This is a genomic window from Prescottella sp. GW823-FHT02E09 (genome assembly GCF_058797375.1).
The window spans coordinates 44,970-61,351 of record NZ_JBXAJP010000013.1 but is presented as its reverse complement, the minus strand read 5'-3'; the positions used below and the strand labels follow the sequence as shown (position 1 = coordinate 61,351).

Genomic DNA, 16,382 nt, shown 5'->3' with positions numbered 1-16,382 from the left:
CCACGTCATCGACGATGACGACGAACTAGGAGCGAAGGCCATGTTCAGACTTTCCGACGACGAGCGCGCGATCAGCGACACCGCGCGCGACTTCGCCGCGGAATACCTGGCGCCCCATGCGATCGAGTGGGACCAGAACAAGCACTTCCCGGTCGACGTGCTGCGCAAGGCCGGGGCGCTCGGCATGGGCGGCATCTACATCCGCGAGGACGTCGGCGGATCCGGCCTGACCCGGCTCGACGGCGTCCGGATCTTCGAACAGCTCGCGACGGGCTGCCCGTCGATCGCGGCGTACATCTCGATCCACAACATGGTCACGTGGATGATCGACGAGTTCGGCGACGACGAGCAGCGGCGCCGCTGGGTGCCGGCACTGGCGTCGATGGACCAGCTGGGCAGCTACTGCCTCACCGAGCCCGGTGCCGGATCCGATGCGGCGGCCCTGTCCACCAAGGCCGTGCGCGACGGCGACGACTTCGTGCTCACCGGCGTCAAGCAGTTCATCTCCGGTGCCGGGACTTCCGACGTCTACGTCGTCATGGCCCGCACCGGTGCGGCCGGGGCCCGCGGCATCTCCGCGTTCATCGTGCCGAAGGACGCACCCGGACTGTCGTTCGGCGCCAACGAGAAGAAGATGGGCTGGAACGCCCAACCCACCCGCCAGGTGATCCTCGACGAGGTGCGGGTGCCCGCGGCGAACCTGCTCGGCGGCGAGGGCGAGGGCTTCCGCATCGCGATGAAGGGCCTCAACGGCGGACGACTCAACATCGCCGCCTGCTCGGTGGGTGGCGCCCAGGCCGCGCTCGGCAAGGCCGTCGCGTACCTGACGGAACGGAAGGCGTTCGGGTCGGCGCTCGTCGAATCGCAGGCCCTGCAGTTCCGGCTCGCGGACATGCGGATCGAACTCGAGGCCGCGCGCACCCTGCTGTGGCGGGCCGCGGACGCGCTCGATGCGGACACCGCGGACAAGGTGGAGTTGTGCGCGATGGCCAAGCGGTTCGCCACCGACACCGGGTTCACGGTCGCGAACGAGGCCCTGCAACTGCACGGCGGGTACGGCTATCTGGCGGAATACGGATTGGAGAAGATCGTGCGTGACCTGCGGGTGCACCAGATCCTCGAGGGGACCAACGAGATCATGCGGGTCGTCGTGGCCCGCGCGGTTGTCGGATCGGCGGGCGCGGCGTGAGCGAAGCGAACGAACCTGACGTCCTGGTCGAACGCCTCGGCGCTCTCGGCAGGATCACCCTCAACCGACCGAAGGCGATCAACGCGCTGAACCATGCGATGGTGCGACAGATGGCGTCGGCGCTGCTCGAGTGGTCGGACGACGACGCGGTCCGTGCGGTGCTGCTGAGGGGCGCCGGCGAGCGCGGCCTGTGCGCGGGCGGCGACATCGTCTCGATCTACCACGACGCCCGCGAGGGCGGTGACGGCTCGCGGGACTTCTGGCGGGACGAGTACGTGCTCAACGCGGCGATCGCCCGGTACGGGAAGCCGTACGTCGCGATCATGGACGGCATCGTGATGGGTGGTGGTGTCGGGGTCTCGGCGCACGGCAACGTCCGGATCGTGACCGAACGCTCGATGATCGGAATGCCGGAGGTGGGCATCGGTTTCGTGCCCGACGTCGGCGGCACGTATCTGCTGTCGCGGGCGCCCGGTGAACTCGGCACGCACATCGCGCTCACCACGGCTCGTCTGACGGCGGGCGACGCGATCCACTGCGGCTTCGCCGACCACTTCGTGTCGTCGGCACGGCTCGACGAGTTCGAGCGTGCGCTGATCGACGGCACCGTCGAGGATGCACTTGCGCAGTTCGTGGCGCCCGCCCCGGTATCGGAACTGGCGGCGCAGCAGGCCTGGATCGACACCGCGTACGCGGCCGACACCGTCGAGGAGATCGTGGCGAACCTGCGGGCGACCGGCGTCCCCGAGGCGGGGGCGGCGGCCGATCAGATCCTCGCGAAGTCGCCGACCGCGGCGAAGGTGACGTTGCGGGCACTGCGGCAGGCGCGAGAGCTGCACAGCCTGGAGGCGGTGCTCGATCAGGAGTACCGGGTGTCGTCGGCGTGCCTCGGATCCCACGATCTGGTGGAGGGAATCCGTGCGCAGGTGGTAGAGAAGGACCGTAACCCCGCATGGTCGCCGTCGACCCTCGAGGCGGTCACCGACGAACACGTGGATCGATTCTTCGAGACGCTCGGCGCGGCCGAACTGGGCCTCGCCGATGCACTGACGAGTGGGGAGGACAAGCGATGAGCAACACGGACATCACGGTCGGATTCGTCGGGCTGGGCCACATGGGCGGCCCGATGGCGGCGAACCTCGCGAAGGCCGGCTACCGGGTCAACGGTTTCGACCTGGTGCCCGCGGCACTCGAACAGGCCGCACGCGACGGCATCACCGTCGTGGACTCGGCGGCCGCCGCGGCCACCGACGCCGACGTCGTGATCACGATGCTGCCCAGCGGCAAGCACGTGCACGGGCTCTACGAGGGCGGACTGCTGGCTGCCGCCCGCCCGGGCACCCTGTTCGTCGACTGCTCCACGATCGACGTCGCCGACGCCCGCACCGCCCACGAGATGGCCGAGCAGGCCGGCCATCGGGGCCTCGACGCACCCGTGTCCGGTGGCGTCATGGGTGCCGCCGCCGGCACGCTCGCGTTCATGGTCGGCGGGGACGACGAGGACTTCGAGGCGGCGCGGCCGCTGCTCGAGGTGATGGGCCGCAAGGTGGTCCACTGCGGCGGTCCGGGCGTCGGTCAGGCAGCGAAGATCTGCAACAACATGATCCTCGGCGTCTCGATGATCGCGATCAGCGAGGCGTTCGTGCTGGGCGAGAAGCTGGGCCTGAGCAACCAGGCGCTGTTCGACGTCGCATCCAACGCGTCGGGGCAGTGCTGGGCGCTCACCACCAACTGCCCGGTCCCCGGACCGGTGCCGACGAGCCCGGCGAACAACGACTACCAGCCCGGGTTCGCGGCCGCTCTCATGGACAAGGATCTCGGTCTCGCTGCGAATGCGTTGCGCGCCAACGGTGTCGATGCCGAACTCGGCATGCGGGCCGCCGAACTGTACAGCCGATTCCACGAGACCGGGCACGGCGGCGAGGACTTCTCGGCAATCATCAGGGACATCAGGGACAGGTCGAACGGAGAAACTCGATGACGGATTACCAGACGATTCAGGTCGGGCGCACCGGCCGCGTCGGCATGATCACGCTCAACCGTCCGGAGGCACTCAACGCGCTGAACGCGCAGCTGATGTCGGAGATGGTCGCGGCCGTCGACGACTTCGAGAAGGACCGGGGCATCGGCTCGATCCTCGTCACCGGGTCGGAGCGGGCGTTCGCGGCCGGCGCCGACATCAAGGAGATGCAGTCCAAAACGTTCATGGACATGTACCTCGACGACTGGTTCTCGGCATGGGACCGGATCGCCGCCGCCCGCAAGCCGATCGTCGCGGCGGTCGCCGGGTACGCGCTCGGCGGCGGATGCGAGCTGGCGATGATGTGCGACGTCCTGATCGCGGCGGATTCCGCCAAGTTCGGCCAGCCCGAGATCAAGCTCGGCGTGCTGCCCGGTATCGGCGGCTCGCAGCGCCTCACCCGCGCGATCGGCAAGGCCAAGGCGATGGACCTGTGCCTCACCGGCCGGACGATGGATGCCGAGGAGGCCGAGCGTGCCGGTCTCGTCTCACGAATCGTCCCGGCCATCGACCTGCTCGACGAGGCGATCGCTACCGCGTCGAAGATCGCGGACATGTCGCTGCCGATCGCGATGATGGTGAAGGAATCGGTCAACCGCGCATTCGAATCGACACTGTCCGAGGGCGTGCGCTTCGAGCGGCGAGTGTTCCACTCGGCGTTCGCAACCCAGGATCAGAAGGAAGGCATGGCCGCCTTCACCGAGAAGCGGGACCCCACCTTCGGGCACCACTGACAACTCCTCGGCACCCCGGCCCCGTATCGCTCGACGATGCGGGGCCGAGGTGCGTCCGGGGTCTCAGTGCCACTTGCCGGGACGGTCTCCGGTGTCGAAATCGCCTGCCTGATGGCGCAGTTCGGTGAGGACCCGGATCAGTGAATCGAGCTGGTCGGGTGCGAGACCGGGGTCGGCGAACACCTGCGCGTTGAGCGCCTCGGTGGCCCGCAGAGCCAGGTCGCGTCCCTCGTCCGAGATCTCGACCAGCGTGGCACGCCGGTCCGTCGGGTGCGGGACCCGCCGGACCAGACCGGCGTCCTCGAGACGGTCGACGGCGTTGGTGACACTCGTCGGGTGGACCTGCAGTCGGGCGCTGGCCTTCGCCATCGGCAGTGCCCCGGACCGAGTGAACGTCAGCAGCGTGAGCAGTTCGTAGCGGGAGAATGTGAGCCCGAACGGTTTCAGAGCTCTCTCGACGCGGGACATCATGATCTGCTGCGCCCGCATCAGCGACGTCACCGCCGCCATACCGTCGGCTACTGCGCCCCAGCCGTGCTGCGTCCACTGACGGTGCGCTTCCTCGATCGGATCCAGCGGCAGTGGTGACGGTGACGGCATGGGTCGATCATCCCATGCTGCGCCTGCGAATCCACCGTTGTCCCTCCCCGAAACACGCTCGGACGTGCCCCGCGCGTGGACGGCGGCAGCATCCGGTCTGTCCGATTCCGCTAGGCTGGCCCGGACCGTGTCCTGCGGATACAGAGCGTGAACGAGGAGGAATCTCATGGGATTTTGGGATCAGCTCAAGGCCAAGACTCAGGAAATGAGCGGACAGCTTCAGACGAAGACCGCGCAGTTCAAGAACAAGGAATTCGCGAACGGTTCCATGGCGATGTGCGCGTTGATCGCGGCCGCCGACGGCAGCATCGACCCGGCCGAGCGTCAGAAGACCGCGGCGCTCATCATGAACAACCAGTCGCTGCAGGTGTTCGACTCCTCCGAGCTGCGGGAGAAGTTCGACTGGTACTGCGACAAGCTGGCCGGTGACTTCGACTTCGGCAAGGTCGAGGCCACCGCGACCATCGGCAAGCTGAAGTCCAAGCCGGAGCAGGCGCGCGCGGTCATCCAGATCGGCATCATCATCGGCGGCGCCGACGGCAACTTCGACCAGCACGAGAAGGCGGCCGTCAAGGAAGCCTGCTTCGCGGTCGGCATCGATCCGGCCGAGTTCGACCTCTGATCCTCTGACTTCGTGCCCTCGGCGTTCGCGGATAGGCGAACGCCGAGGGCATTGCTCTGCGCGGAGCGCGGCGGACGCCTCAGTGGTACTCGAGCCGGGCACGCAGCAGCGCCCGTCGTCGGCTCGTGCCGAGGTGGCGGTGGTGATGATGTCGAGGCCCCCGCAGCTGCCGGACGTCGTGGTGAGCCTGCCGTACGAACTCGAACATGAGCTGTCCTCCCGTCGGTACGGGAGACGTTAGCGGCGGCCTGGGAGCGAGTCCTCACTCGTGGAGAGTGAGTTCGACGATCGCGGGCTCCACGGATCAGGGCAGCGCGGCGAGCGCCTCGGCCAGGCCGGGATAGCCCGGGTCTTCTGCCAGAACCTTCTCGATGCTCTTGCGGGCCGACGCGTTGCGGTTCTGTGAGAGGTCGACCTGGGCCCGTTCCAGGAGCGCGCGGTGACGAACTTCCGGGGAACGACTGCGCATGCGTAGCGCCTCCCGGAAGTTCTCACGGGCGGCCTCGTTGTACCCGAGTTGCGCGAACGCCCGACCGCGCAGGGCCAGGATCAACGCAGTCGCATCGTCCTCGTTCACGAGGCCATTCGTCATGTCCACCACGTCCTGGGCACGCCCGGCATCGCTGTAGAGCTCGACGAGCGACAGGGCGGAGTGCGCCGTCGGATTCGCATGTTCGACGGTCCAGATCGCTGCGGGTAGATCACCGGCGCGTTGATGGAGTTCGGCTGCGGCGAGCAGAACCACGTCGTCGCAGAGTCGTAGGTGGGCGGTGACACCATGTGCCAGCTCGATGGGCCATGCACGTTCAGCCAGGTACTTGGTGACGAACGGATGCGTGGACAGCCCGGCGTGCTGGGGGACGACCCATCCGAGGAGCGCTCGGGATCGTTCCCGAGCGCCCGGATCGGTCGCTCCGAACTGGAAGTGCAGCAAGCCCTCCAGGGCTGCCGCGAGAACTCGAACGGTCGGCATGGCCCGGCCGTGTTTGCGTGCGACGGCCACGAAGTCGGCGGGATCGCGAGATTCGAGGACCGCGTACAGGTCCTTCTCCCATGTCGAGGCGAGAAGTCCTGGTGCGGCGCGGCGCGGCGGTGGCGCTGCCGTCGGTGCCGGAGCGGTCGCCGGAACATGCCGGGCGGCGGACTCCGTGGCGCGGGCGGTGCGTGTGGCGGCGGCGGCCGCGGAACCGGACCGGAGTGTCCTCTGGTGCGACAAACCCGTCCCGGGTACCGAGAGGGTACGGCTGATCCGGCCGTTCGCGTGCTTGGTTATGCGCATCCCTTTGCCGCCCACGGAGTAGCCGATTCCGCTGCGGCTGATGTTCATCCGAACACCCGGCACGATCTGGATGCTCTTGCGCACGCGAAAACCCATGTCGGAACTCCTACAGTTCGTAGCCGGCGGGTACCGGGGGGTTCGTCCAGTCGACCGTCGGGGGACCTGCGGCCGAGGGAATGTGGTGGGGTGCGGAATCCTCGACGTCGACACCGAAGTCGCGGGCCAATCCGGCAAGACCGTCGTCGTAGCCTTGCCCGACCGCCCGCACCTTCCAGGCGCCGTCGCGTCGGTACAGTTCGAGGGCGACGAGAGCGGTCTCCGTCGTCGACGCGGTGACCACGAACTCCGCGATCGGCGTTCCACCGGGGGCGCGGACAGCGGCGTCGATGGCGCCGAGTTCGGCGAGCCGATGACCGGTCGGGCCGTCCAGACTGATTGCGACCGCGACGGTGTCGATCTGCGGGTCCAGTTGTGCGAGATGGCAGTCGATGCGGTCGATCACCCGGTCGGGGAGCAGTTCCTTACCGCCGTGGCAGACGGCCTCGTCCCGCGAGAGCGCCTGGTTGTAGAAGACGAAATCGAGGTCGTCGCGGACTGCGCCGCCGGCGAGAAGCAGCGCGGACAGATCCGCGTCGAGGCCGGGGCGTGACGGCCACGCACAAGTGATCGTCACGTCAGAAGTGCCGAGGGTCAGGTTCTGTCCCTTGATCAGCTGCATGCTCAACTCCCTCGCTGCGTCACGTGCCGGTTCGGTGACGAATGGTCGCACATGCATACGACAGCGGCAGCGCACGTGGAATCGCCACGTGCGCTGCCGCTCCCGTTCGGCGGAGGGCGCTACTTACGCCCTGCCTGCCACTGCATGCCCCAGCCGTATGCGGCATCCAGGTCGGACTGGCTGCCGTTGATGTAGCGGACCAGGCGATTGACGGTGATGCCGTTGCCGTTGTTCTCCAGCATCGCGATCGCGCAGATGCGGGCATTGTTGTCGGCCGAGTCGAGGCGGACCTCGACCTGCGGACCCACCGTCGGGAACAGCGTGACGACGCCGTCGACGGCCGCCCAGTTGGGGGCGCCCTGGTAGATCATCGCGAAGATGAGCACCCGCCGGAACATCTCCGGCCGGTCCAGATTGACGTGCATGTTCTCGCCGCCGGACACGGCACCGCTCCGGTCGTCGCCGTCGAGCTGGATGAACGGTGCGGTGTCGAGTGCGCCGAAGCTGTTGCCCAGGGCCTGGATCACCCCCTTGGATCCGTCGGTCAGCTCGTAGAGGCAGCCCAGATCGAGGTCGACCCCGCCGCCTCCGGTCAGCTTGGCGAAGAAGCCCTTCTTCTGGGGCTCGGCGCCCTGCGACCAGTTGAGGTTCACGCGCATCTTGCCCTGGCGCTCACCGGCCTTCGTGAGGCTGACCGACGGTGCGCTCTTGGTCAGGCTGATCTTGCTGAGGTTCACACCGCCCTGCGGCGCGGCGCCGGCCGGGGGAGTGCTGGGGCGACGGGTGTAGTCGATGGCCATCATTGGCTCCTTGGTTTCGAGTCGGGTCAGCCGACCGCGGCGGGAGTGCGCTCGGCGGCAGCGTCGCCGTCCTTGCCCGCCTTGCGGTTGCGGATGACGCTGGAGATGAATGCGGCCCCGATGAGGAGGATTCCGACGAGGCCGGTGATCAGCTCGTTGACGTGTACGCCGATGGACACGAGCAGGATCACCGCGAGGGCGCCGATGGCCCAGTGCGCACCGTGCTCGAGGTAGACGTACTCCGACAGGGTGCCCTTACGCACCAGGAACACCGTGATCGAGCGGACGAACATCGCGCCGACGAAGCCGAGGCCGAGGGCGATGATGATCGGATCCGAGGTGATCGCGAACGCGCCGATCACACCGTCGAACGAGAACGACGCGTCGAGAACCTCGAGGTAGAGGAACAGGAAGAAGCCGGCCTTACCGGTGGCCTTCGCCAGCTTGGACGGACCTCGCGACGGTTCGGACTCCTCGCCCTCCTCGGGCAGGTTGAACAACTCGCCGAGGCCGTTGACGACGATGTAGAGGATCAGACCCGCCACGCCGGCCACCATGACCGTGCCGCGGTTGTCGTCGTCGGTGAACAGGAACGCGGTGGCCAGCAGCAGGGCGCCGGCGACGACGACCTCGAGCTGATCGAGCTTGCCGATCTTGGCAAGCGGCCGCTCCAGCCAACTGAGCCAGGTGATCTCACGCGATTCGAAGATGAAGTTCAGGAACAGCATCAGCAGGAACATGCCACCGAACGCGGCGATCTGCGGATGTGCATCGGTGAGGATCGTCTCGTAGCTGGCGCTGCCGTCCGGGAAGTGCGAGGCACCGTCGGCGGGCGGATTGAGAGCCAGTCGCATCGCCTCGACCGGGCCCAGGCCGGATGCGACCCAGACGATGACCAGCGGGAAGACCAGGCGCATGCCGAACACCGCGATCACGATGCCGATCGTGAGGAAGATCTTCTGCCAGAACTCACTCATCCTCTGCAGGACGGTGGCGTTGATCACGGCGTTGTCGAAGGACAGCGAGATTTCGAGGATCGACAGGATCGCGACCAGGAAGACGGCCTCGGGGCCGCCGTAGATCCCAGCCACGATCAGAGAGAGCACAGTGACGACTAAGGAGACGCCGAAAATGCGGAGAACCATTGTGCGGCCGTTCTGTAGGGTCGCCGACCGCGGCGGCCGGCGTCAGAGTTGGGTAACTCGGTCAGCCGAGGTTGACGCCGTAGTCGCGGGCGATGCCGGCCAAGCCGGAGGCGTAGCCCTGCCCGATCGCGCGGAACTTCCACTCCGCGCCGCGGCGGTAGACCTCGCCGAAGACCATCGCGGTCTCGGTCGAGGCGTCCTCGGACAGGTCGTAGCGGGCGAGTTCGATTCCGGTGTTCCGATCGACGACGCGGATGTAGGCATTGCGGACCTGGCCGAAGGACTGCCCGCGCGCATCGGCCTCGTGGATCGACACCGGGAAGAAGATGCTGGTCACGTCCGCCGACAGGGCGATGAGGTCGACGTTGATGACCTCGTCGTCGCCGTCACCGTCGCCCGTGAGGTTGTCTCCGGTGTGCTCGACCGAACCGTCCGGCGATCGCAGATTGTTGTAGAAGACGAAATGCTGGTCGGAAAGGACCTTGCCGGTCGCGCCGGTCAGCAGAGCCGAGGCGTCGAGGTCGTAGGCGACTCCGGTGGAGGCCCGTTCGTCCCAGCCGAGGCCGACAGCGACCGTGGTGAGATTGTCGGTCTGCTTCGAGAGGGAGACGTTGCCCCCCTTGGCGAGCGTGACGCTCATGGTCTGTTCCTCTGTGACGGCGGATCTCGGGCATGATGATGCGGACGCCCGCGGGGATCGGAAAGCGTTCCAGCGCAACGGGTCCGGTCGCGGGGTGCGTCGGAGGTTCGGGTTCCCGGCGCGTGCGGCCGCGGGATCCGAACTCAGGATCCCGCGGCCGAACGCGTAGGTGAAGCGGTGGAACGACTAGACGTTGACGCCGTAGTCGCGGGCGATGCCGGCCAGGCCGGAGGCGTAGCCCTGGCCGACCGCGCGGAACTTCCACTCGGCGCCGTGGCGGTACAGCTCGCCGAAGACCATCGCGGTCTCGGTCGAGGCGTCCTCGGACAGGTCGTAGCGAGCCAGCTCGTTGCCGTTGGCGCGGTCGACGACGCGGATGTATGCGTTGCGGACCTGGCCGAACGACTGCGCGCGGGTGTCGGCATCGTAGATCGAGACCGGGAAGAAGATGCTCTCGATGTTCGCCGGAACGGCAGCGAGGTCGACGTTGATGACCTCGTCGTCGCCGTCGCCCTCACCCGTGGTGTTGTCGCCGGCGTGCTCGATCGAGCCGTCGGGCGAGCGCAGGTTGTTGAAGAAGATGAAGTGCTGGTCGGAGACGACCTTCTTGTCGGCGCCCGCGGCGATCGCGCTGGCATCGAGGTCGAAATCCGTGCCGGTGGTGCTTCGCACGTCCCAGCCGAGACCGACTGCAACCGCCGTGAGGTTCGGCGCCTCTTTCGTGAGGGAGACGTTTCCGCCCTTGGTCAAGCTGACACCCATCGAGGAGTCCTTTCGGTGTGGGATCCAGGCACCAACCTTCGGCCACGTGCCCGATATGTCGTGTTACAGCGATCGTGCAGCAACACCATAATCGGTGGACCTGACATCGTGTTGCGCCGCCGGTCTCCAGGCTACGAGCTCGGGCAGACCAGTACGATGCAGCGGTGGCCGGTAGATGGTCGGGACGACTGTTCGGAGAGTCCCGCGACGAGGACGAGGCGATCCGCCGTGCCCGTGAAACGATGACCGCCGCGTTCCTCGACCTGGACGGCCGTCAGCGTATCGCCGAGTCGTCGGTTGCGGCATCGAATCGCCTCTTTCCGGAGAACGGACTACTTCGGCAGTGGCAGCCGGTCCGTGATGCGTGTTACGACGTCGGCGGCCGGTACGTGGAACTGTGTGACGTTGCCGACACCGGCCGGGTCGCGGTCGTAGACGTCGACGCGACCACCCGCGCGCTGATCGACGCGGCGCGTCTGGTCGACGATTTCTACAACGCCCACCGCGCGCATCTCGAGCATGCTGCGTCGTTGCTCGACGCGATTCCGCGGATCGCCCGGGAGGCGCAGGCCGCCGCCGAGGTTGCACGCCGGAGTGCGGAGGGCCCGTTCGCCGGGTACTCCTCGGTCCGGGACGGCGTCGCCGCGATCGACGAGGCGTCGCTGCTGCTTGCCGGCACCGGCGACGACATCCGTCGGGTCCGCGACGCGGCCGCGCGCCTCAACGATGCGGTGGCCGAGCTGAGATCCGCGTTGACGGCTGCTCCGGACCGGGAACGCCAGGCGCGAAATGCGCTTTCCTCGGTGACGACCCGGATCGCTGCGGTGCGGCACCGGGCCGGCGACCTCGGTCCGGCGTACTCGTCGATCCTGCGCGAGTTCAATGCCGCGAGCTCGGACGACCTGGTCGGCAACGATCGCGAGAGCGTGCGTCTGATCGACCAGTCCCAGGCGCTGTTCTCCGAGGCCGAGTCCGCGCTCGCCGCCGGTGACCCCGACCTCGCATTGGAGCTGACCGCGAGAGTGCGTGCAACGCTGGCGGATGCGGAGGGCCTCGTCGACGCCGTCACCGATCGGCTCCGGCTCCTGCGCGAGGTACGCGCCGACCCGCGTGCGAAGGTCGATGCCGTACGCTTTCGGCTTCGAGACGCCCAGGTGCTCGCCGTCAATTCGGGGCTGGCCGCGGAGTGGGGTTCCGCGCTGGACGCTCAGGTGGACCGGATCGACCGTGCCGCCGACCGCCTGACCGGAACACATCCGGACTATTGGGCCTACATCACCGACCTCGACGCCGTGTCGAGTTTCGTCGCTGGAATTGTGCAACGCATGAGAGGGCAGAGCGCCACACCATGACATGGGGGACCACTACCGAGTCGTGCGCGATGAGGCATTTCCATCATCTCGACCCAGCGACCGCCGATGCGCTGTTCCTGCATCCGACCGAGGCGTTCGACGACAGTGCGGACCGGGACCTGCTGGCCGTCGCCCTCGGTGCGACGCTGTATGTGCCGGCCACACGTGACGATCTCACCGCGACCATCCTGCGCCGCGGCGGCGAGGGCGTCTGCTCGATGGTCCTCGACCTCGAGGATGCCGTCGCGGACGACGAGGTCGAGGCGGGCATGGCCAACGTGGTCGCGACGCTGGACGAGCTAGCCGGAACCGTTGCGGCGAACATGCTGCTGTTCGTAAGGGTCCGCACGCCGGGCGGCATCCGGGCGATCGCGGACGCGCTCACCACCGGAGTCGTCGCGTTGACCGGCTTCGTGGTCCCGAAGTTCACCAGCGCGAGCGGCGCCTTCCTCGACGAGATCGCGGAGGCGTCCGACCGTCTCGGCAAGCATCTGTACGTGATGCCGGTCCTCGAGTCGCCGGAGTTGGTGCACCGGCAGAGCCGCGACGTCGAGCTGCACGCGGTCGGTGAACTGCTTGCGCACCACCGCGATCGAGTCCTCGCGGTCAGGCTGGGCGCGACCGACATGTGCAGCACGTTCGGGATCCGCCGGGACCGGGACCTCACCATCTACGACGTCCGGGTGGTCGTCGACGTCATCGCGGACGTCGTGAACTACCTGGGTCGTGCGGACGGGAGCGGGTTCGTCATCACCGGCCCGGTGTGGGAGTACTTCGCCGATCACGAGCGAATGTTCCGGCCGATGCTCCGGGCCACCCCGTTCGCCGAGCACGACGCGGTGCTGTTCCGGCAGCAGTTGGTCAGTCGCGACCTCGACGGGCTGCTGCGCGAGATCTCGCTGGATCGGGCCAACGGCATCCAGGGCAAGACCGTCATCCACCCGTCCCACGTCGCGGCGGTCCATGCGCTCTCGGCGGTGACGCACGAGGAGTACCACGACGCGCTCGACATCCTCGGTGGCGAGGCGGTCGGTGGGGTACAGGCGTCGGGATACCGGAACAAGATGAACGAGGTTCGCCCGCACCGGAACTGGGCCGAGGCGACGCTGCGTCGCGCCAGGGTGTTCGGTGTCACCAACAAGGGTGTGACGTTCGTCGACCTGTTGACCGCGTTGGTGACCCGGTGACGGCTCCGGAGGTTCCGGTCGCCGAGCCGTGGGCGACACGCGAGTTCGGGCTGGCACTCGACCACCGCGACTCGGAGGCCGGCTACACCGTTCCTCAGCTCGTCGAGCCGGGGCTGCGCCGCAATCCGCGTCGCGCGCACCTGTTGGTGTCGACGGTGCTCGGTAAGCACCTGCCCACCGCACCCGACGCCGTCATCGCCGCCGGCGACCGCCTCGGCGACCTGGTCCTCGCCGCGCTGGGGATCCCTGCCGGTGACGAGTCCGAGGTGAATGTCACCGTCCTCGGATTCGCCGAGACGGCCACCGGTCTCGGGCACTGCGTCGCCACGCGGATGCGGGCCCGCTGCTATCTGCATTCGACCCGCCGCGACGTCCCGGGGGCAGAGACCTTCGCCGGATTCGAGGAGGGGCACTCCCACGCGACGAGCCACCTCCTGCAACCCACGTCGCCGGACCTGCTGGCGGACGACGCTCCCATGGTGCTCGTCGACGACGAGATCTCCACCGGTGCCACGGCGGTCGACGCCATTCGGGCCCTGCACGCGCATCATCCGCGAAGCCGCTACATCGTCGCGTCGCTGGTCGACATGCGGACCGGACGGCATCGTGACCAGACGGCGGCGGCCGCGGCCGACCTCGGGGCCACCATCGACTTCGTGAGCCTCGCGAGCGGTCGCACAGCACTGCCGGAAGGGCTGATCGAGCGGGTCGTCGCCCTACCCGACCCGGTCCTCAATCCGATCTCCGGCGTCCGCGGCACGGTCGACCGCGTCGAGGTGCCGTGGCCGGCGACGGTGCCGGACGGCGGTCGGCACGGATTCCTGCACGCCGATGCCGCGGGCTTCGACGCGGCGATCGCGGCGGCCGCGACGGCGTTGGCCGGCCACGTCGACGCCGACCGCCCGGCCGTCGTCATCGGTCACGAAGAGCTGATGTACCTTCCGCTGCGACTGGCGGCGGCGCTCGCGGAGCGCGGCCTGGCGACGCGGTTCCAGACCACCACGCGCTCACCGGCATACGTGCTCGACGAGCCCGGGTACCCCCTGCGCCGCGGCTACACGTTCGTCGCGCCCGAACCGGACGACACCGCGGCCCGCTATCTGTACAACGCCCACTGGCCCGACGACCCGGCGGTGCGCCCGCTGCTGATCGTCGTCGCCGATTCTCCCGCCGACACCGATCGGCTGCGCTGCCCCGGCGGGCTCCTCGACGTGCTGACCGGCGCGGGCAACGACGTCCTGCTCGCTGTGGTGCCGGCATCGGACCCCCGGGTGCTCGCGCGCATGCGAGAGGATCGGGCATGACCGCGCCGCTGGCCGGTCCCCACTTCGGCTCGTATCCGGCGGCCGACGTCCGTTGGTTGCTCAAGGATCTGTCCGGAGTGGATCTCGAGGCCGACGTCGCCGAGCGCGAGCGGCGCATCCAGTCGGGCCGCGCTCACTACGCGGAATCGCTGCCCATCGAGTACCAGCCGGACGCGCAGTACCGCGAGCTGTTCGACAAGGTCCTGGTCGAGAGTGCCGAGCGCCTGGCCCGAGCGGTGGGCGTGGTCACCGAACTCGTCCTCGCCGAGCGGGGCCACGACATCACGCTCGTCTCCCTCGCGCGTGCCGGGACCCCGATCGGGATCCTCATGCGCCGATGGGCGATGCACCTGCACGGCCTCGATCTGCCGCACTACGCGGTGTCGATCGTCCGTGACCGCGGGATCGATATCGCGGCGCTGGACTATCTTGCGGCTCATCACGATCCGGCGTCGGTCGTTTTCGTCGACGGGTGGACCGGCAAGGGTGCCATCACGCGGGAGCTCGATGCCGCGCTGGCGGCCTACGCCGCGGCGGGCGGGGCCGTGTTCGATCCCGATCTCGCGGTCCTGGCCGATCCGGGTTCGTGTGCGCGCACCTACGGCACCCGCGACGACTTCCTCATCGCGTCGGCGTGCCTCAACTCCACGGTCTCCGGACTCGTGTCGCGCACGGTCCTCAACGATGCGCTGATCGCGCCCGGAGAGTTCCACGGCGCCAAGTTCTACCGCGAGCTCGCCGCCGCCGACGTCTCCAACGATCTGCTCGACGCGATCGGTGCGTGGTTCACCGACGTGCAGGCGAGCGTCGCGGCGGATGTCGCCGCGCTCCGATCCGGCGACCGCACGCCGACCTGGGCCGGCTGGGCCTCCGTCGAGGAAATCCGCGCACGGTACGACATCTCGACGGTCAACTACGTCAAGCCCGGCGTGGGGGAGACCACCCGGGTGCTGCTACGTCGTGTCCCGTGGACGGTGCTGGTGCGGGATCTCGACGCGCCCGAACATGCCCACATCCGCCTGCTCGCGGCGGCCCGGGGCGTCCCGGTCGAGGTGGTGCCCGACCTCGCGTACTCCTGCATGGGCCTGATCAAGGATGTGACATGACCGTTCTCGTCGCCACCGATCTCGATCGGACGATGATCTACTCGCGGGCCGCGATGGACCTCGACCCGACGGCCGCCGAGTCGGACCTGCGGTGCGTCGAGCACTACGACGGCGCACCGCTGTCGTTCGTCACCGAGACGGGTGCGACGCTCCTGCAGGCCGTGGCGCGGACCGCGGTGCTGGTCCCGACCACGACCCGCACGATCGAGCAGTTCCGACGCATCACTCTGCCCGGCGGCCCCTGGCGATACGCCATCACCAGCAACGGCGGGAACATCCTCGTCGACGGCATCCCGGATACGGGGTGGCGAAACGGTATCGACGACGACACGCAACGCGCGGGGGCCGGCCTCGACGAGGTCACCGCCGCACTGCATTCGCGGATCAGCGACGACTGGGTCCGCAACTGTCGGGTCGCGGACCAGCTCTTCTGCTACCTGGTGGTCGATCTCGCCGCGATGCCGGACACCTTCCTCGCCGAGTGGGGTGCGTGGTGCAGCGCGCGCGGCTGGAACGTCTCCCGCCAGGGTCGGAAGGTCTACACGATGCCGAACGCGGTGTCGAAGAGTTCCGCGGTGGCCGAGGTCCGCCGACGTCTGATCGCCGACGGCTCCATCGCCGCCGACGCGTCGACGCTCGCGGCCGGGGACGGCGCGCTCGACGCCGACATGCTCGCCGCCGCCGATGCCGCGATCCGGCCCCGGCACGGCGAGCTCGAATCCCTCGCCTGGCAGCACCCGCACCTGACCGTCACGGCCGGACGTGGGATCGCCGCGGGCGAGGAGATCCTGCGCTGGTTCCTCCTCCATGTCGGGGCGGCCGCAGTGACCGGGCGCCCTCGGCCGGACGCCGTCGCCCCGCACACCTGACCGAGACCCGTCCACCAGCGACGGATGATCGCAGGGCCCCAGCAGCTCACCAAGG

The 16,382-nt window shown here is 68.3% G+C and carries 18 protein-coding genes; 11 read left to right on the top strand and 7 right to left on the bottom strand.

Features of this window, described 5'->3' with window-relative positions:
• Positions 1 to 40 precede the first annotated feature (40 nt).
• The 4 genes from AC1RIF_RS24995 to AC1RIF_RS24980 are packed head-to-tail and all read left to right on the top strand — an operon-like array spanning position 41 to position 3,943.
• Entirely contained in the window at positions 41 to 1,189 is a 1,149-nt protein-coding gene (locus tag AC1RIF_RS24995) for an acyl-CoA dehydrogenase family protein (RefSeq protein WP_492604072.1), read from the top strand.
• Positions 1,186 to 2,262: an enoyl-CoA hydratase/isomerase family protein gene (locus AC1RIF_RS24990; protein ID WP_492604071.1), complete on the top strand. Its 1,077-nt coding sequence runs from the start codon at positions 1,186 to 1,188 to the stop codon at positions 2,260 to 2,262. The genes AC1RIF_RS24995 and AC1RIF_RS24990 overlap by 4 nt, the downstream gene beginning before the upstream one ends.
• Positions 2,259 to 3,170: a 3-hydroxyisobutyrate dehydrogenase gene (gene mmsB, locus AC1RIF_RS24985; protein WP_492604070.1), complete on the top strand. Its 912-nt coding sequence runs from the start codon at positions 2,259 to 2,261 to the stop codon at positions 3,168 to 3,170. Before AC1RIF_RS24990 ends, mmsB begins: the two co-directional genes overlap by 4 nt.
• The gene (locus AC1RIF_RS24980) at positions 3,167 to 3,943 is read left to right on the top strand and encodes an enoyl-CoA hydratase (protein WP_492604069.1); all 777 of its coding nucleotides are present in this window, start codon (positions 3,167 to 3,169) and stop codon (positions 3,941 to 3,943) included. The genes mmsB and AC1RIF_RS24980 overlap by 4 nt, the downstream gene beginning before the upstream one ends.
• 63 nt (positions 3,944 to 4,006) lie before the next feature.
• On the opposite strand, the gene AC1RIF_RS24975 is transcribed toward AC1RIF_RS24980, so the two are convergent.
• The gene (locus AC1RIF_RS24975; RefSeq protein WP_492604068.1) at positions 4,007 to 4,543 is read right to left on the bottom strand and encodes a MarR family winged helix-turn-helix transcriptional regulator; all 537 of its coding nucleotides are present in this window, start codon (positions 4,541 to 4,543) and stop codon (positions 4,007 to 4,009) included.
• A 166-nt stretch (positions 4,544 to 4,709) separates the two neighbouring features.
• Here AC1RIF_RS24975 and AC1RIF_RS24970 point away from each other — a divergent pair, with 166 nt between their 5' ends.
• Together AC1RIF_RS24970 and AC1RIF_RS24965 are read left to right on the top strand one after the other, a co-directional pair.
• Positions 4,710 to 5,165 (top strand): tellurite resistance TerB family protein, encoded by a 456-nt coding sequence (locus tag AC1RIF_RS24970; protein ID WP_031938397.1) that lies wholly within the window; start codon positions 4,710 to 4,712, stop codon positions 5,163 to 5,165.
• A gap of 82 nt (positions 5,166 to 5,247) precedes the next feature.
• Positions 5,248 to 5,406: a hypothetical protein gene (locus tag AC1RIF_RS24965; RefSeq protein WP_492604067.1), complete on the top strand. Its 159-nt coding sequence runs from the start codon at positions 5,248 to 5,250 to the stop codon at positions 5,404 to 5,406.
• Positions 5,407 to 5,469: 63 nt separating this feature from the next.
• On the opposite strand, the gene AC1RIF_RS24960 is transcribed toward AC1RIF_RS24965, so the two are convergent.
• From AC1RIF_RS24960 to AC1RIF_RS24935, 6 genes are all read right to left on the bottom strand, one after another.
• Entirely contained in the window at positions 5,470 to 6,540 is a 1,071-nt protein-coding gene (locus AC1RIF_RS24960) for a DUF4236 domain-containing protein (RefSeq protein ID WP_492604066.1), read from the bottom strand.
• 10 nt (positions 6,541 to 6,550) lie between these two features.
• Entirely contained in the window at positions 6,551 to 7,162 is a 612-nt protein-coding gene (locus tag AC1RIF_RS24955; protein WP_492604065.1) for a TerD family protein, read from the bottom strand.
• A gap of 119 nt (positions 7,163 to 7,281) precedes the next feature.
• Positions 7,282 to 7,962, bottom strand: a complete 681-nt coding sequence (locus AC1RIF_RS24950; RefSeq protein WP_492604064.1) for a TerD family protein — start codon at positions 7,960 to 7,962, stop codon at positions 7,282 to 7,284.
• Positions 7,963 to 7,988: 26 nt separating this feature from the next.
• The gene (locus tag AC1RIF_RS24945) at positions 7,989 to 9,107 is read right to left on the bottom strand and encodes a DUF475 domain-containing protein (protein WP_492604063.1); all 1,119 of its coding nucleotides are present in this window, start codon (positions 9,105 to 9,107) and stop codon (positions 7,989 to 7,991) included.
• 61 nt (positions 9,108 to 9,168) lie between these two features.
• Positions 9,169 to 9,747: a TerD family protein gene (locus AC1RIF_RS24940; protein ID WP_492604062.1), complete on the bottom strand. Its 579-nt coding sequence runs from the start codon at positions 9,745 to 9,747 to the stop codon at positions 9,169 to 9,171.
• A gap of 186 nt (positions 9,748 to 9,933) precedes the next feature.
• Entirely contained in the window at positions 9,934 to 10,509 is a 576-nt protein-coding gene (locus tag AC1RIF_RS24935) for a TerD family protein (RefSeq protein WP_492604061.1), read from the bottom strand.
• A gap of 164 nt (positions 10,510 to 10,673) precedes the next feature.
• On the opposite strand from AC1RIF_RS24935, the gene AC1RIF_RS24930 reads away from it, so the two are divergent.
• From AC1RIF_RS24930 to AC1RIF_RS24910, 5 genes are read left to right on the top strand one after another with little or no spacing between them, the layout of a single operon-like run.
• Complete coding sequence (locus AC1RIF_RS24930) at positions 10,674 to 11,861, top strand: hypothetical protein (protein ID WP_492604060.1); 1,188 nt, start codon at positions 10,674 to 10,676, stop codon at positions 11,859 to 11,861.
• A 29-nt stretch (positions 11,862 to 11,890) separates the two neighbouring features.
• A complete protein-coding gene (locus AC1RIF_RS24925) occupies positions 11,891 to 13,048 on the top strand; it encodes an HpcH/HpaI aldolase/citrate lyase family protein (protein ID WP_492604059.1) in 1,158 nt (385 codons plus the stop codon).
• Positions 13,045 to 14,352, top strand: a complete 1,308-nt coding sequence (locus AC1RIF_RS24920) for a phosphoribosyltransferase domain-containing protein (RefSeq protein WP_492604058.1) — start codon at positions 13,045 to 13,047, stop codon at positions 14,350 to 14,352. Before AC1RIF_RS24925 ends, AC1RIF_RS24920 begins: the two co-directional genes overlap by 4 nt.
• The gene (locus AC1RIF_RS24915) at positions 14,349 to 15,458 is read left to right on the top strand and encodes a cysteine protease StiP family protein (RefSeq protein WP_492604057.1); all 1,110 of its coding nucleotides are present in this window, start codon (positions 14,349 to 14,351) and stop codon (positions 15,456 to 15,458) included. The genes AC1RIF_RS24920 and AC1RIF_RS24915 overlap by 4 nt, the downstream gene beginning before the upstream one ends.
• A complete protein-coding gene (locus AC1RIF_RS24910; protein ID WP_492604056.1) occupies positions 15,455 to 16,327 on the top strand; it encodes an HAD family hydrolase in 873 nt (290 codons plus the stop codon). The genes AC1RIF_RS24915 and AC1RIF_RS24910 overlap by 4 nt, the downstream gene beginning before the upstream one ends.
• Positions 16,328 to 16,382 lie beyond the last annotated feature (55 nt).

Excerpts from the sequence above, each read along its gene's own strand:
- AC1RIF_RS24995 (WP_492604072.1), top strand. The coding sequence starts at position 41 with ATGTTCAGACTTTCCGACGACGAGCGCGCGATCAGCGACACCGCGCGC.
- mmsB (WP_492604070.1), top strand. The coding sequence starts at position 2,259 with ATGAGCAACACGGACATCACGGTCGGATTCGTCGGGCTGGGCCACATG.
- AC1RIF_RS24980 (WP_492604069.1), top strand. The coding sequence starts at position 3,167 with ATGACGGATTACCAGACGATTCAGGTCGGGCGCACCGGCCGCGTCGGC.
- AC1RIF_RS24975 (WP_492604068.1), bottom strand. The coding sequence starts at position 4,543 with ATGCCGTCACCGTCACCACTGCCGCTGGATCCGATCGAGGAAGCGCAC.
- AC1RIF_RS24970 (WP_031938397.1), top strand. The coding sequence starts at position 4,710 with ATGGGATTTTGGGATCAGCTCAAGGCCAAGACTCAGGAAATGAGCGGA.
- AC1RIF_RS24960 (WP_492604066.1), bottom strand. The coding sequence starts at position 6,540 with ATGGGTTTTCGCGTGCGCAAGAGCATCCAGATCGTGCCGGGTGTTCGG.
- AC1RIF_RS24955 (WP_492604065.1), bottom strand. The coding sequence starts at position 7,162 with ATGCAGCTGATCAAGGGACAGAACCTGACCCTCGGCACTTCTGACGTG.
- AC1RIF_RS24950 (WP_492604064.1), bottom strand. The coding sequence starts at position 7,962 with ATGGCCATCGACTACACCCGTCGCCCCAGCACTCCCCCGGCCGGCGCC.
- AC1RIF_RS24945 (WP_492604063.1), bottom strand. The coding sequence starts at position 9,107 with ATGGTTCTCCGCATTTTCGGCGTCTCCTTAGTCGTCACTGTGCTCTCT.
- AC1RIF_RS24940 (WP_492604062.1), bottom strand. The coding sequence starts at position 9,747 with ATGAGCGTCACGCTCGCCAAGGGGGGCAACGTCTCCCTCTCGAAGCAG.
- AC1RIF_RS24935 (WP_492604061.1), bottom strand. The coding sequence starts at position 10,509 with ATGGGTGTCAGCTTGACCAAGGGCGGAAACGTCTCCCTCACGAAAGAG.
- AC1RIF_RS24925 (WP_492604059.1), top strand. The coding sequence starts at position 11,891 with ATGAGGCATTTCCATCATCTCGACCCAGCGACCGCCGATGCGCTGTTC.
- AC1RIF_RS24915 (WP_492604057.1), top strand. The coding sequence starts at position 14,349 with ATGACCGCGCCGCTGGCCGGTCCCCACTTCGGCTCGTATCCGGCGGCC.
- AC1RIF_RS24910 (WP_492604056.1), top strand. The coding sequence starts at position 15,455 with ATGACCGTTCTCGTCGCCACCGATCTCGATCGGACGATGATCTACTCG.